The sequence below is a fragment of the uncultured Anaerobiospirillum sp. genome, from assembly GCF_902485895.1.
Classification (GTDB): Bacteria; Pseudomonadota; Gammaproteobacteria; order Enterobacterales; family Succinivibrionaceae; genus Anaerobiospirillum; species Anaerobiospirillum succiniciproducens.
In genome coordinates, this window is the sequence record NZ_CABTML010000074.1 from 1 (window position 1) to 16,713 (window position 16,713).

General features: G+C 39.9%; 6 protein-coding genes and 1 tRNA gene. 2 read left to right on the plus strand and 5 right to left on the minus strand.

What is annotated here, in order from left to right; all coding sequences use genetic code 11:
- The first annotated feature begins 73 nt into the window (after positions 1-73).
- Positions 74-149: transfer RNA gene (locus RDO37_RS06315), tRNA-Thr, on the plus strand.
- A 739-nt stretch (positions 150-888) separates the two neighbouring features.
- On the opposite strand, the gene RDO37_RS06320 is transcribed toward RDO37_RS06315, so the two are convergent.
- From RDO37_RS06320 to RDO37_RS06340, 5 genes are all read right to left on the minus strand, one after another.
- Entirely contained in the window at positions 889-7,896 is a 7,008-nt protein-coding gene (locus tag RDO37_RS06320; RefSeq protein WP_308498474.1) for an FtsK/SpoIIIE domain-containing protein, read from the minus strand.
- A 127-nt stretch (positions 7,897-8,023) separates the two neighbouring features.
- Complete coding sequence (locus tag RDO37_RS06325; protein ID WP_308498475.1) at positions 8,024-10,375, minus strand: hypothetical protein; 2,352 nt, start codon at positions 10,373-10,375, stop codon at positions 8,024-8,026.
- Positions 10,368-11,858, minus strand: a complete 1,491-nt coding sequence (locus tag RDO37_RS06330; protein WP_308498476.1) for an ISL3 family transposase — start codon at positions 11,856-11,858, stop codon at positions 10,368-10,370. The genes RDO37_RS06325 and RDO37_RS06330 overlap by 8 nt, the downstream gene beginning before the upstream one ends.
- Positions 11,859-11,983: 125 nt before the next feature.
- Complete coding sequence (locus tag RDO37_RS06335; RefSeq protein ID WP_308498477.1) at positions 11,984-12,376, minus strand: hypothetical protein; 393 nt, start codon at positions 12,374-12,376, stop codon at positions 11,984-11,986.
- A gap of 146 nt (positions 12,377-12,522) precedes the next feature.
- On the minus strand, positions 12,523-15,141 hold the full coding sequence (locus tag RDO37_RS06340) for a hypothetical protein (protein ID WP_308498478.1): 2,619 nt from the start codon (positions 15,139-15,141) through the stop codon (positions 12,523-12,525).
- A gap of 756 nt (positions 15,142-15,897) precedes the next feature.
- On the opposite strand from RDO37_RS06340, the gene RDO37_RS06345 reads away from it, so the two are divergent.
- Positions 15,898-16,521, plus strand: a complete 624-nt coding sequence (locus RDO37_RS06345) for a PaaI family thioesterase (protein ID WP_308498479.1) — start codon at positions 15,898-15,900, stop codon at positions 16,519-16,521.
- Positions 16,522-16,713: the final 192 nt, after the last annotated feature.

Consider the following 16,713-nt stretch of genomic DNA (forward strand, 5'->3'; position numbering starts at 1 on the left):
AGCCGGTTAGAATGCCTGCCTGTCACGCAGGAGGTCGCGGGTTCGATTCCCGTCCGTTCCGCCACTACTTAGTGCTGATATGGCTCAGTTGGTAGAGCGCACCCTTGGTAAGGGTGAGGTCCCGAGTTCGATTCTCGGTATCAGCACCACTTTTATGATAAATAAGCCATTCTAGGCAAAGTAAAACACAAGTTTTACATAAAAATAACCACCGTAAGGTGGTTTTTTCGTTTCTACACCCTGCAAAATCCTGGCACCTTCCTCAATTCCCCTCTATATAACATCGATAGTATTCATAGCGATCAACGCTCTTATATATGCAATTCTCTACTGACTCACCTTAGTGAGCAGCGTGATTAATGCAGAGCTCTCACTTATACCAACTGTTTTTAGCTACCCCTCCTAAGGTATTGCAAGGGGTACTTTTCCGTACACAAATTTTTACATAAAAGGTACACAAAAAGTACACAAAAAGATCATTTGCTATAGGCAGTTGTTGGGCACAGCTGTGTGCGACTTCCTTAGCTACATTCAGATTACGACAGTTTTCACAGTAGTTATCATATGGGCCTTGGTGATGATCACCAGCACATACCCAAGGTAGCTACGCTATAAGCATGCTGACAGCATAGATCTCGCGCTACAGCTGTTGTGTGTGTGTGGCACATGATAGCCAACATGCTTGATGGTCAAAGACATGTACGTGCACTTTGTTTTGGTGAGTACGAGCCGCTAATGCTGATAAACGACTTATGTATGTAGTTGTTTAATACATATACAGCTTGCATGATCTGATAATGCTGCAGCATTAGTATGCTGCAGCATTTGTCTTTAATAAAGGCTACCTAAGGTTATTTAGATTGCGCTTATATGCTCATGCTGTTTTCTTTAGCTTTGTGTACATGCTAGACGTAGTTCATAGTCTGCTCGTATTGCTTTGCGCAAAGCGACAAGGCAATCGCTAGACATATATGCACCCTGAATCATATATTCCTCACCACCAAGCTTTGCGATCATATGACCTTTACCAGCTAGTTTAGAAGCATCGTACGAACCACGATCTCCAAGTGCAATCATTGTTTCAGTTCTAGAGGCTACTTTAAGGCAGATTCTATTGCCTGTATTAGCCTTAATAGAGCCATCTACAACCTTTACTGATGGTCTTTGGGTTGCCAATACTAAGAAGATACCAGCAGCTCGTGCCTTATTGCCAAGGCGAGTTATAAGCGTTTCTATTGAGCTACTCTTACCTTCTGTTAAGGTAATGTCAGCAAACTCATCAATGACCATAATGACATGATCCATTCGCAGTGGCAGCCCTCCAGGAACGGTAAATCCTGGTGTCTTATTATGCTCGTCAAAGTACTTGGCCATAAATTTATTGTACTCGTCAATGTCAGGGATTGGAGGTGCATCATCTCCAAGTTCCTGATTGAGCAATTGCCTAAATTGGCTCATGTATTTATAGCGCTGCTCCATCTCATCTACGATAGAGTTAAAGCACTCTTGGTATTCTTCTTGGCTAGGGAAGTTTTTAACTCCTACATTAGGCAGATCTTTAAACTCTCCTAACTCGACACCATCCTTTGGATCAATCAAGATAACTCTTAGTTCTGAGCTCAGGTTGGTCAAGATCATGTCCATGATCATCATCTTCATGATGGTGGACTTACCTGAGGATGTACCGCCAGCAATAAGAGTATGTGGAGCATCTCGCCTTAAGTCCAAGTACATTTGAGAACCATCATCGTCTTTGATGCCAAGAATAAAGCGACTGTTAAAGCCTAAGTACTCTACCCCATCAATTGTGTAGGTGTCGTAGTTAAACTCACGGTCTTTGAGCATGGCCTCATAAGGCACGAAGATTCTGTCAAAGTCTTTAAACTCAACTCTAATTGCAATTGCTTTGCTAATAGCAGTTACATCGGTGATATCAAAGCCATGCTGTGTCAGCATATACTCGTGAAGAGCACTGATAGACTTAGTGGTCAGAGTTTCATCACCACTAAGCTCAACGTATCCGCCTGAGGTGGTGATGCGCTTCTTTCTTACAGAAACATTGCCCTTATTGAGTTTTTTGATGAGCTGATGGATAAACTCATCAAGGTGTTCAAGATTTTTAGGATTTTCAAAGTCTACTGTAGCTGTACAGCTATCGAGGTATTCTTTTACTTTAATATGTTCTGCAAAGAATCTGCTCATCAACTCCTGGCGACTTATGTCCTTTGGAGTTTGCTTGGCGGTTATTGATGTCGCGACTTCATTCTCTTTAACAGGCTCTTGTTGTTGCTGTTGATTAAAGAACGGCGACATTGGTTTAAATACGCCAGGTTTAGCAGTAGCACTTGTAGCCTCACTACCAGAACCTTGTTGCTCCTTAGAGTTTTTAGGTTCTGAAGGATCAACTGCCTCATTGGTATCTGTTGTGGCATCAGCTTTCTTAGTAACTAAGGCAGTGTCTTTACTATTCTCATAATTAGACTTTGAGCCAGAGTCACCTTCAGATACAGCGGCACTGCCATTAGTGTCGTCTCTAGGCGTGGTTGTAGTCACTGACTTTTGATCGACTTGCTCTTTAGCTTCGCTAGAAGACTTATCTGCGTTGGTCAAAGTATTATTGTTTGAACCATGATCAGTATCTTTTGTAGTGCTTGTAGCTACATCTCTGTTTTGTGAACTTTGATCTATGGTGTCCTTATTGGAACCATTAGTTTCAGAGTCTTCGGTATTAGCCCTTGGTTTGTCATTCGATGCTGCTTTAGGCTGATCAATGACATTTTGAGCCTGGGCCTGAGTATTTGAAGATGTTGCTTTACTATCTATGTTTTTAGTGTTTACTGATGCTGCCTTTGTATTAGAGCTATCAGTAAGTACTAACGATTTGTGCGGCTTCAGCTTGATAATCTGAGGATGCTTAATATCCAAGTACTCTTTGAGAAGATACATTCCATCTGCTTCAAGCATTTGTTCAAACAAATTGGTGGATGGCTGCAGTTCTTTGTACTTTGTTTGTTGACTGCCCTTTTCATCATCAATTGCATTAGTTTTTATGCAGCAACGATCATCGGTGTATGCCTCCATAAGCTTCGAGACAGGATCATGATGGATATGGAGCTGAATAATTCTCTGTTGTTCATTTGAGTTATCTTTAGAGCTTGGATGAAAAGATGCTTGGAGGTTCTTATTTTGTTCCTCTGTGTCATTTACTTTATTAATGACAAAAACAAATGAGTAACCAGAGAACATGATGTCAATCTGTTCTTCTCGAATCAGAGTCTGGATCTTGGAGAATACCTCATACTCATTTGGAGATCTTGCTTGATAGTTATCTGCAAGCATATCTGCGAATTTAGCCAAATATAGTCTTCTATCTGCAAAGTCATTCAATAGAGGCATGCTCAAGTACTGGAGTGACTTTTGAGCCTGATCAGCTGATTGTATTGCAGCAGTATTAGTGAAGTCCTGTAAGAACTTTGACTCAATTACACTCACAAGCAAAAGATATTGATTTTGTATGCCTTCACTAACAGAGCTATCGCACTGCTGATTGTTTTGTAGGTTGACTGAGTTTGCGTATTTGACAACATGCAAACACAGGATATCTGCGCGACTTGCGCTCTTGCCTATTAAGACCTGTTGATAATCGTCTAAGGACAAGAACAGAGGCTTGCCTAAGGCGCTAATGGTCTCAAGTTTCATGTACTTTTTCATATGAGTTAGGATTTGTTCCATCAGGAACTTACTCATCACATTGCCCATGAGCTCATATGAGAATTTGCGACGGTTTTCAGCACGTAATAGCATGCTTCCTGATATGTCTACAGCATCAGCCTCAACAGCACTTATGAAGTCATTTGCATACTCATGACGATTTTGACAAGTGTTCTCGAAGATCTTGCGCAAATGACGTTCAGTATTATGTCTTTCGGCAGATGAAGAGACTAGCAAGTTAACGCGAGAGTTCTTGAGTTTGTTATAAAAGACAACACGACGTTCCTCATCACTAGCATGTTTACCTAGGCTCAAGTTGTTGTTGCCATATAGGTCATTCTTCTTTCGTACTAAATTACGGCATTGCAACTCATCGATAAATGCCACAACTTCTGAATGGCTATGGATATTCTTAAGCTTTGTCTCAAGATCCATAGTCGGATATTTGTTCGCAGCAATACTATCTGGGTGCATGTTTTTGCTTGAGAGAGAGCGACTTACAATGCGATTTGGTAAGTAGGCATGCAATGCTGTCTCATCAAACTTGCCATGATTAAGACGAGAACTTGCCTGCTTTGCAATAGCGTTATTGTATGTCAGGAAGTCTTTAAGATTGGACTTGGTGGAGCCCTCTTTAGAAAATAGCCATATTGAGTTGAAGTACTGAATACGGCTTAATGGCTGCACTTGATTAACTAAGAACTTACATACCTGCTCACTACGTTTCTTACCAGTGTTATAACGGTTTACTAATGAAGGCATGGCATTAACTTCATCAGATAGAAGGCCTACAGGGAAGTCATCATATTCGACGATAGAGTCCTCATCAAACATATGCATCAGAATAGTAATGTCTGCAATACGGTTTGAGGCTACTTCGATAGTTTTACCGTTAAACTTAAGATTATTGTGATTAAGATAATTTGAAAGAGTAGCGTTGGCCTTGAGGTTCTGTTGTGAAGATAAAATAGTGACGTGCACGCGTTTGGCCATTGCCTCATTGTTATGCTCATTGAGCTCACTAGTACGCAGTTGCTCAAAGACCTTGCTAATAGTCACAGTCATGTGCATTTCATCGTTCACGATGAGCAAGGTGAGGGCGATGTTAGATAGAAATTCCGACTCTCTCAATGCTAGATAAATTCCTACTAAGAGCTCAGGGAAACGGCAGTCTCTAACCATCAGAGTACATTGACTAGGCTCGTAAGGACGAGTCTGCACATATCTTCTTAAGTACTCTAAGATAGCATTAGTGTAGTCTTTGACAGGGAGTGCAATTTTGTTTTGGCTATAGATATCAGATAGATAATCATATAGTGCATAGCCTGCGACTTCCTCTTTGGCAAAGAGTATTTTTCCAACATTGTTATTGTCTAGGCGTAGGCATGCCTCAGGCGCATCGATGTATGCCATATCATTCGATAGCGATTCGATGAACATGTTGATCTGTGATAAGTTGAGATCGCCATTTGCTGCAGCGCAGATAATAGAGGATAAACGCTCAAGCTTTGCTGTGTATGAACGCATGCTTTCAACAGTGAAAGGAGATGCGATCACATTATTTGAGCTACTCTTTTCATAAGCAAAGCCAACCATCATGACCAGGTTTAAAATATTTCTTAGACCGGCAATAATATCTGGTGGAGCTAGCTCATTATCCATTGCTGCAATGATTGAGTTTTGCAGTAATGTATAGCGATCGGAAAGCTTTCTAGCCTCTGAATAAAGCAGAGAACTGTCGTACATTGCTTTAAGAGCCATGAAATACGCATCATGGAAATCTTTAAATAGTTTCTTGATGCGATCAATCTTGGCTGTTAGAGAAAGTGTTTCGTCCCAATGATCATTGGTGATATAAGCATCTGCATCATATGACGATTCGTATTCTCTAGCACGCTTTTGACACTCATCAAGCAAATTTTGGATTTTATTCGTTAAGCTGTCATTAGAGCCGCTAGATTCAAAAGATATGGCACCTGATTCGTTTAAGACGAAAGATGCAGGAGAGCTAATATCTAAAGGAGCTTGCTTACCAGTGATGGTGTATTGTTGATGCTGGTATGAGCCTAATACGATCTTCTTTTCATCAAGCTTAATACCGCATTCAGGATGAGTGGTTTCACTAGTGCTAAAGTTTAAGATCTGCTCTAAATTAGGAGCAAGATTGACCGGAGTGCTATTTATTCTATAGGTCCAAGTAATCTTATATCTTCTATCAGAGTTTTTCTGGGTGCTCTTGTGTATAACGATGAACTTAAGGGATATGAAGTCCTTACCAACCTTGGTTGAGTATTTTGCATCTTGCTCAACTTGTGCTGACTCATAGAACTTATTGTAGTCCATGATCGGGAAGGTATCGCGACTGTTTACAAAGTCATCAAGCAGTGCGTTGTCAATCTTTCCATCTTTGGTAAGTGGTAATTTGCGATTTGGACTAGTGACAAAGAACTTAAGGTGTAGTTGTTCCTCAAGATATTTTAAATATGCACCAAAGCGCATAGAGAAGTATCTTATAGCTACATAGTTCTTGCTCAGCATACTGTTTTGAGTTTCATCCAGCCTAAGCTCAATGTATGCTGTTTTTACAGTATCCTTTTCGGTATTTGCATTGGATACAAAGGAGCACCCGCATGCATATACGATGCACTTAGTTAAGGAAAGCATGAAGTTATCATCTTCATATTTATTGTTTGAGAAGATGAGATCATTCCATTCCTTTAAAAGCTTAGGATCGATGCTAAGCATACGCTTGTGGTTTTGGACAAAGTCAAATAGCTTATCAACATCCTCGTGATCAATTTTCTCTATACCGTTGTGATTAGAGACAAGATCCATGATAAGGCTAATCTCTTTGGCCTCATCTTTATTGAGATCTTCAGCTTCATTTTGCTTATGCTGTTTGAAGTGTTCTTCGGTACGTTCCCAAAGACTCTTTTTATTTGTGCGCTTTTCTGCTTTAGCATCAAAAAGTTTAGATAATCTATCACTCCACTCTATATGACACAGATCATTGTAGACATGCTTGTAGTTATCGGGATTGAAGTCTTTTACGCTCAAAATATAGCGCTTGATAAGAGCATGCTCAAAAGGCATAACATCAGATATTTTCTCTGATTTAAACGAAGAGTCTGACTTATCTGTATTTGCCTCATCAGCAACGAAATATTGCTGATAACGTTCTAGTAGCGTATCGTATTTTAGACGATTTCCCTTGGAGTCAGTGCATGAGCGCAGTGAGCCTCTACCTTTAACAATATCATTGATAACTTTACGATATTTATCTTTGTATGCTTTGTTTAGGTTGTCTGTACTAAATAAGCCGCTTTGAGAAGGGAATGACATTACATAGAGAGATTTGCCCAAAGCTTTACGCATAGCATCAGAAGTACTGAGATTATTCATATTTAGCCAAGTAATGCACACGAATTTGGCTAAGTTGTAAATGTTTAGGTCAATCTCATCATGCTCTTTGAGAAGCAAAAGGGTATTTTTAAGATGATCTGCACCTTTACCTTTCTGATAAGGTGCAATCCCATATGCTTGAGCAAATGCAGACATATATTTAAAGACATTGTCTATGATTGCTTGGATAAGAGCATTATTATCTACTTTTGGGACGTTCTCTAAAGTCTCAGAGTCCTCATCACTATTGCAGGCAAAGAGCTTAATCTTATTGCTATTATCAATGCTATTACGAACATCAGCAGGGCTTTTATCCACGACATAGCGTAAGGCACTGCAGTCAATGCCTTGCATGATAGTTTTAGGTATCAATATTTCAAGGTGCTGTACAGGATATAAAGTGCTGTCGCTAGCTTCATGGTTGTTAATACGCTCAAAGAGCTCATCGCAAACGAGTTTGATTACTTCATTGTGCACATCACAAAACGCAAGCAAGCCTTTAATCTCTGCGCTGTTGCCATCTTGATTAGCAGTTTTGTTATCTAAAACAGATTTTTTGATGACTCCTAAAATATAGTTTGCGCCAGCATAAGCTATAAGGTCATTGGCCATCGATAAGGCTTTGCTCTCGATATCTTTGACCTGACGTTGATACTCATTAAGGCCAGTAATCTCTTGCTCTGTTAAATTGAGTATGCCGGCATCTTCATAAGCAGCGGTTATATTCGACTCGTATGGAGCGTAAAGCTTTTTAAACAAACTTTTAATTGAATGAAACTGCATCTTTAAATCCTAGGAAACGAGCCTAAATCATTTTTTCAGGGCTATGTATATAGCCCTCTATGAAAGATTGTGACGTGTTTTGTTGCTGCGATGCTAGATCTTGGCAGCATTGTGTAACGTCAATCAACTATGGTCTTTTTACGTATTCGCAATAATCACTTAAGTAGATCAGCATATCCAAACGATGCAGCTGTAGCTTAAGTTGAACTAGATTGCCGTTTAAATCAGGGGTATTACTTGAGCTTTCAAGCTCCTCTCTGCTTACAACACTGCGCTTTTCACTAGGACCAATGACGATGTGGTAGCGTTCGCGAATAATCTCAAGGAAGTTCGATAGCTTCATACATTCCTCTTTTCCTAGAACCGCCATGACTAACGTGCGCAGAAGCTCATCAGTCATTTCATAGTTGGTTCTAACTGATTTAGTTAGCTTAGAAAGACCACACTGCGCTGCTAGATGGGTTATCAGGCCTGTCATATGGGTATCACGACCTACAGTTTTATTTACCATCTTCTCGATAATGGTGGTGCAATCACGAGCATCCCATGTGGCTCGATTCTTAATTGCTCCTTTGGTATCGTATTTCTTGTCTATGTCAGGTCTATAGTTAAAGGCAGAAAATACAATATCTCTGACAATATCAATGTCATCTTTGCTTAGATCTGAGTCATTTCGTAAAAACGGTACAGTCAAAGCAAGATAGCTTTCGGCTCGTTGTCTAACATAGCTGATACGGCTAAGATCAAAAAACGAGTGATGAAGTTGTTGCCTTTCTTTTGAGTAGCGTTTGACATCCTTGCTCTCTTGCTTGCCTTTGGCACAGACTGGTATGTTGATGTCAAATTGCTTATTAAGAGCATCAATCTCGTTGTCTAGTTTCTTACTAAGCTCGCTGTCTTGTGTGCCAATGCTAATGGCATCATGTAATTTAATTGCATCGATTCCTAAAACAGATGTGTTTCCGTTTGTTTGCGGGGTAAACCGACGGTGAATCTCGTTGGCTATGCACATTTTTTGTTCTTGCTCGAGAACATAGACTAAGAGATTTAATGTGGCCATTCTGGCAAGAGCAATAAAGAGATGTTGTTTATTTAAATTGCAATACAGTAGGTTGTTAAAGTCTTCTTTAACCTTTTCATATACAGGCAAGTCTAGATAAGGTAAAAATGCGCTCAGAGCATATGGCTCTTTGTTATTTTTAGGGCTCTCATCTGGACTTGAGGCATTGATGTAGCCTGCGAAAGTATTGATGGCATCATCTTCGTTGAAGAATCTGTTAATAAGTTTTTGCCCAACATCAGTATCCTTAGAGACTAAAGTCTCTTCAGCTTTTTGGCCATGTATAGCAATGTTTTGTACATGCTTATCTTCAAGCTGATGTTCTGCCTCTGTTTTGGTTAAATAAGGTGAGTTTAAAGCACGCTGTAACATGCTAAAGATTAGTTCGCCTTGACCAGAGAAGAGGTTATGATGGGTGTCGTAAGCTTTATCAATCTCTTTGTAAAGTGCATTTTGACCAAAAGGGAACAGGAACATAGTTGTCCACTGGCGCTTAGTATCATGATCTATCAGCCATGATCGCATTAGGTTGATTGCTTTCTCAAAGTTCTCAAACGAGCCAAAGTCCTTTTTATACTGATCTGTTGTTTTTTCAGTAATTGGTTGTACTTTTTCATCTTTATTCAACGCATTGAATTGATCTCGCCAAGCATCCCATTTTTCATCTTCGAGCAAGCTGTTGTTAGCGCTGATTGAGCCTACATATGGATTGTTGAATAGAATATGTCTCAGACGTGCTCGTGTATATCTGGTGAACTCCACTTGACCAGTTTCATTAGCCGTCTCGATTGTTAAAGGATTATTGGGATCTTGAGAATACAGTACTTGTAGAAGCTCAAGAATCGTGTGCTGTTTTAATTGATTGGTATGAAAAGCATTACCTAGGTAGGCCTCTTCTGCCTCTATAGTTTTGTTGGTAAAGACAGGGTTTTTAGGGTAGCGTTTACCTACGAATCTGTCTTCTAGCAGACGAACATAACGATCGATTTTCTTTAATGAAGTTTTAAATTGCTCTAAGTTTTTACCATAGAGCTTCTTGAACTGGTCGATATTAGCAGGAATGAAGATTACTTTATCGTCTTCATCTGCCTGTAGAGTGATGTTGGTATCGTCGCTAGCAAGCTTTACTAGACTGTACTTGGCAATTTCTTTATCAACATCAGCACGGTTGATCTTTGCTCTTAAATCATCAGGCACGTAGCCATATGACTGCAGTGTATTTAAATTTTGATCGTCTAAGGTGCGAGTTATGGACATATTGCTGCTATCAGAGCTATGCGTTGAGCTAACGGCGACACTAGAGATAGTTTCGGTTTTCTCTAAATTGCTCTTACTAGTCTCTACAGATGATTTTTTTGGGTCAATGTTATTTTTTGTGGGATCCATAAAATCCCATTTGTCAAATTTAAAACTATTCAAGCCTCAAGGCCTTAGTATTATTTCTTCCAAAGCGCCTAGAGGCATCCATAATTTTCAGGAAGAAGTACTTCGTGTCTGGTATACCATAACTAGCTCGTCTAATTGTTTTAATCAATTGAACTGTACCCTCACATTTTCCTGAGGTGATTATGTGCTTAGCAAAAGTTATGATGCCACCCATATGGTTTTCTATTAGCTTAGCAAACCAACAAAAGTGCGTGTTCGTTGTTCCCTTGCAAAAATCTACGATTTCACTCATGACTCTATGCATACTATCAGGGCTTAGCATTGTTTCGTAAGCATCAGTTAGCTTTTCCTTAATGATGTCTATTGCTAACATGAGCTCGTTCTCTTCGATAATTTTCTTGTATCTGGCAACTCTATCAGTCATCTGCTCACGCTCAGGGTTAACAGCAGTGAACTCAGCTTTTGTATTGTTATTTTTAATCTCTTGAAGACGTGCATTATGCTTGCGACTTTCATTATCTCGTCGCTCTAAGGTCTTCTTATTAGCCGTAAGGATAAGTCTAGTACGCTTAAGTGAGTCAGCGCCTTCTCTATTACCTTCTTTTATTAGTCGTCGCTGTTCGTCTTTACGAACTTTATTGATTACATTTTCATTGAAGTTCTTTATTATATGGAAGCGATCATATACGATATCAAGATGCGGAAATCTGCTCGTAAATGCACTAGCAAAGTCTGCATTCATATCACATGCAATGGCTTTTACATGCTTCATCCATTCATCCCCTACATGGTCGATAAAGTCGTATACGACTTGCTTTCTTTTGGTTTCTTGAAGCCACAACACTTCACCTGTTTCTAGGTCAATAATGACTGTTGCCATTTGATAAGGGAAACGAAGCTTAAACTCATCAATACCTAGATATCTAGCCTGTCTAGATGGTTTACACCATCGTATATCACCATCTATCTCTTCAGTGTATTCATCCAAAAGCCTTTGTTTATCTATATCCTTAATGAGGTTTTGTCCAACGCCAGTCTCCATGGATACAGACTTTACAGTTGCACCTTGTCTTAATTTGTTCAATATAAAGTCTCGCATGGCATAGGTCAGTTTCATGCCAGGCACTTTAAATGGAATTTCTTGATGCTTGGTTTTACTGCAGATTGGGCAACGATATCTCAAGTGTTCAACATCAAGGGAAATACCCTTATCGCCGAATGGTATATGCTTAATTCTAGTTGTATATCTACCATGCACATGCATGATAGAACCACAAACAGGGCATTTACTTTCATTTGGAGACTCTTGAACCGTTCCTCTGAAGATGTAGTCAACGTGTTCAATGTACCTATGCTTTTTACTATGTCCATAGTTCCGTATATAACGATAAATGGCATCATAATAAAAGCCTTCATTACTTGGGATGAAGCCTGGTGCTAGGCATGGCAACCTAAAGCAAGAATCAGCATATTCAAAGCTATTGTTTGGGCAGGATGGAAATGTGGTAGAATTCATTTGGGGTCTCGTTTAGTTTTATTATTGTTTTTTTGATTACGAGATCCTATCTGATTTCACGTCTTACATAAAGTCATATCCTGCCTAAAGTTACATACCTCATCTAATCATAAGTCATGATGGCTTTACTTCAGCTGGGTATAGCTTTTTCTTCTAAACCCACAAAAAAAATCATTGAACCATTTTTTTCTTTTAATCTGCTTTGCTAGTGTGGCCTTCTTACGAGGTTTAACAGCATCATCTGGTGTGCTTAAGTTGGTATTTTGCATAGACTCATGAGCGGAGTTTGTCTTAGCAGATGACTCTCTTGATGGAGTACAGATAGCGCTCTCCTCGGCAATCAAGGGGCTCTCGTTATTACGCGAGTTTAGCTTAGCAACCTTTTGAGCAGCTTTACTTATAGCGCAATGGTTACGGTTATTGGCAACTTGACATAGTTCGGTGATCTCTTCAGCTAATCGATGGTCAACCTTGGTTGATCTTTCAAGTCTTTGATCAAAATTGCTACTAGTGCTCATAGATGTAACCCTGTGCAATGCAAATGCGCTGTCAGCTTTTAGGAAAACGAAATTAAGTTAAAAGGTGCTTTAAGCCCTCTGCTAATGAGGCTTTCAAATTAAGACTTAAACATTAGAGAGTATGCTTCATTAGCTATAGAAACACGCTACTCGAGTTTGATCTGTCCATCACTATCGATTTTGCAGAACTTGAGCTTTTCTATAACGTTGGTGTCATTTGGTTCATCGTTCTGTCCACGCTCATCCATAAAAGCCTCAATACGAGTTTTAAAGGATGTAAGTTCTTCATGACACTCATCTGAGAAAGATATTGAGCTATCACCTGCCCCCATTGCCATTAGATAGTTAAAAAGGCGAGGGGTTAGGATTATTTTCTGTGCTACAACAGGGTAGTATTTGCCTGCTTTAGAATTCTCTAAGTAACTTGATAAGCTTTTAGTATTATCAGATGCAGAGTTATTGTTCTTTGCCCTACCAAACATCGCACTAAGTGTTTCGTATATTGGTTTATGCGCATCTTTAAGCTTTCCTTTATTGTTGCGCTTTTCAAGGCAATTACAGTACGTATTTAGCTTCTGTGCATCATCCAATTCTTCAAACTCAATACCTTCTCCATCACAATAGCCATCAATAAAATTCTCGTCCTGGCTCATGATGTCTATGATCTCACGCTTGCGCTCTTCGCTTATTAATGAGTCTTTAGAGCTATCATTGCTATCATCGTTGCTATGGTAAATCTCTTGTTTTGCAAGCTCTGGCCAATAGCTAGACTTTGGGTAGTAAGCTAGGGTTGGAAGATCTTTAACATCATTAAGTAATCCTGAACGCACAATTCGTATTACATTACTGAAGTCAGAGTCATTATTTTCAAACTTTAAAACAAAGCGATCTTTATCAGGAACAATGCAGAACTCGGCAGGGTTAATAATGTTATTGGACGATACATAGACACTATCGTTTGATTTCATCAAGCTTAAGCTTGTAAACACACGATTGAGTCCATCGATTAGCTGTTCAACTAAGCTTGGAGGCGTGTTTTCGTCTCCTTTAGAAAGATCAATATTGTGGCGGATGAATTCTTTAAAGCTTAAGTATGCTTTTGCATAGCTAAGAGAGCTAAGAGAATAAGTGGATGTGCCTGATGAGTCAGTGAAGGCATTATCGAGGCTTTCGTTTGCAGTAAAAAATATAATTCTACGCATAGACGCCATATAGGCTCTCATATTATCAGTAGCCTGTTTTACTTCTGAGTCATTGACTGTATCGCTTTCACTATATTCTTGTAGGCTCTCAAGACTGATCTTTAGCTTCTCTCTAATATCTGCAGCATCGGAAGAACCAATTAGATCACCTAGCATTTGCCCAGCATCTGATCCAGGGGAGATGCATGCTTGGACGATGAAGTCATCAAGAAGTTTAGTACTATGAGAGCCGACACCAAAATATTCAAGCTGCCTGAAGATTGGAGGTGTATTTAAGGCTTGAATGGTGTCATCACCTGTGCCATCGTCGTCTTTGTCAATAAGGTTGAATTGTTTGGAGTTTAAATTTAAGCCAAGCAGATTATCAAATGGAGAGGAGCGACGATCTCCTTTAAATTTATATGGCGCATAAAAGCTTGCCTCAACATCGTGTTCAGCCTTGAGGCAAGTATAAAAGCGATCACTGGTATAGTGCTGGTTGCCTAAAATAGCGTTACATATCACTACCAAAAGATTACGGACGGTAAAGTGCATACCGTCATCTTTTGCAAGCTCAAAGAGATCTGCAAAGTGACGAATAACATTGTCTTGAAGTAGAGCACGTCTATTTGCGTATATTGGGCACTTATTGTGTATCGAACAATCTAAACAACGGCACCAATTATCGTCATTGAGAACCTCTTTAAACACCATCTCAACAGCATCACGATCAAGGCACTCAGATAGCGGCAATAGCTGGATGAAGTCTGATCGAAACACCTTATTGAGGATCATATGCTGCTCAAGTGACTTAGCAAGATTTAACATCTCGTTTAGAACCATAAAATTATGAGGATTGCCCTGGTTCTCATTTAATGGGTCTAATGATCTAAAATTGTTGCGGATCAGTATTGCGTATTCACCGAAGGTTTTTAAAATGCGGCCGTTATTACCTGCAATGAGCACTATGGTATTAAGGTCACGAGCAGCTAAAGCATCACATTCAGCTTGACTAGAATTAGACTCAGAGCAGTTAACTTTGCTTTGCTTGAGCCTTATATTCTCAGATGCAATAGATTCAATTACGTTATAGAGCTCTGCTTTGTCTTCATTGGTACGTAGGCAGGTAAGATCAGTGATGATCACTAATTTAAGCATCAGGTGCTTAAGCACAACAGTCTTAAGCTTGCTTTGATTATTCTCTGAGATCTTTATACAGTCTTCTAATTGAAGATCGCCATAAGCGTTGATCGCTATTTGTTTATATGTATCTTCAGTTACAGCCTGCCATGCTTCCTCTGACATTGAAAACAAGCTTTTATCTACACAGATGCTGTGTAAAAAATGCGTCTTTCCATCACCTGCCTGGCCTGAAACTAAGAAAACTTTAGACTGCTTTTCTGTTACAGCCGTATCAATGAGTACCTTGTATTCTTCAAGCTTTGTAAAGTTAAACTTGAATGGCGTTACAGAGTTCTCTTTGGCTAGAGCAATAACGTGTTCATCGAACTGAGCGTTATTGTCGATGTTAGGTACGTAAGCCTTCAAGAAATTGATAAAGTTCGAAGCAGTTCTAACTGACACGGCGAAATCCTTATGATGGCTCCTGAAAACAAAAGGAGCGGCTATGGCGCAAGATAGCGCCTGCGCACAAGTTTAGCAGATGACGACTAAAAATTATGACTTAGTGCGATCCTAAAGTCTTCTCGGAAGCAAACTTTGCATTGATTTTAGCCGTTCGTCACAAAAGGCGTATCTATCTTATTCCCCAGCGCAGCCGATCTTATCTTCTAGATATATTGCAAATGGCAGCAAAATCAACTGCTAATGCGTTGGCCTGATGCCTGTGCTCAACTCACTAAATACAATCGCTCTGTGTAGCGGGCGCTGTCTCTTAGCAACATTGTTATATGCTTATTTAAGTACGCTTAGAACTGCTTTTCCATGGACTGATAGAGCAAAAGACGATTAGCGCTGTATCTGCTTTCATGTGGCTGCCTACCATTAAATGGGGGAGGTTTGGGAGTTAAGCCATAATTATTTACAGCAGGGTTGGTTTAGATGCAATGCATTTGGATGGCTTAAATAAGCAATTTGTAGCTGATAAAGATAGGGTTTGTTGATCGAGATTGTCAGCTTGTGAGCAATGCAAAAGTATCAAAAATTCAGCATGTTATAATCGAACGGCTATCAGCTTTGCTGAGGCTTTGCTACGTCTGAGCATTGTGTATGCTTTGTTTTTTAAGCCATTTTAGGCTAGTTAGTGGCTAGTTTTTTTTTGCGCGGGCGATGATGCTTAGGGGCGTGACATTCTCTTTAGCTTGGTAGCGGCTGTTTATTGTGACTTTATGGCAGGACGCTTTAATGTGCGATTCCCAATTTAAGCATGAGCATGATGATGCTCAATTGGCTCAAGAGATTGGCAACTTTAGTTGCGTAAGTTCTGATTGTGAGTTTGATGAGCACACTAAAGGCTATGACCTTGATAAGGCTATCTTTGGTCTTAGTGAAGATAGAGGCTATGACTCTTTATCAAAACTCTTGTCCTTTAGCATTAAGCGCTTTAAACAAGAGGGCGTAACTATGGAGGTTACGCTTGGACACCATTTATGTAGACCATCTCCAATTGGTTGGATTTTAAATGGCGGTACCTCGCTTGCCTTAGCTGAGGTAGCAGCTGGTCTTGCATCATTTGCGCTATGTCCAAAAGGCTCTCACCCTGTAGGTTCTGCAGTGAGTGCCAACCACACTTCGATGGCTAAGTTAGGCGAAAAGCTTACGGTGACAGCCACGGCTTTGCACGTTGGTAAGACAACTCATGTGGTTAATGTGGATATCACTGCCCTTGATGGTCGTCTTATCTCGACAGCTCGAGTGACAAACACCATTATCAGTCCGACTGGTACTGAAGGCTCAGCTCACTTACAAAAGATAGCTGCAGCTCAGGCTAAAGCAGGTAGTTAAGTATTGCTTTAAAGCTTAATTTGGTGTGGTAAGGTCAAGCGAAGTTTTGACCACTATTTTGATGGTTTAGGTGATGCCTTGGGTAATTTGGCTACTCAAGGATTACCCTTGACCGCAACTGTGAGGCGCTGGGCCTTATAGTTTTTTGTAGGCAACATGACGGTAACGTCTTGTAGGCTTTTGATTGTCTGT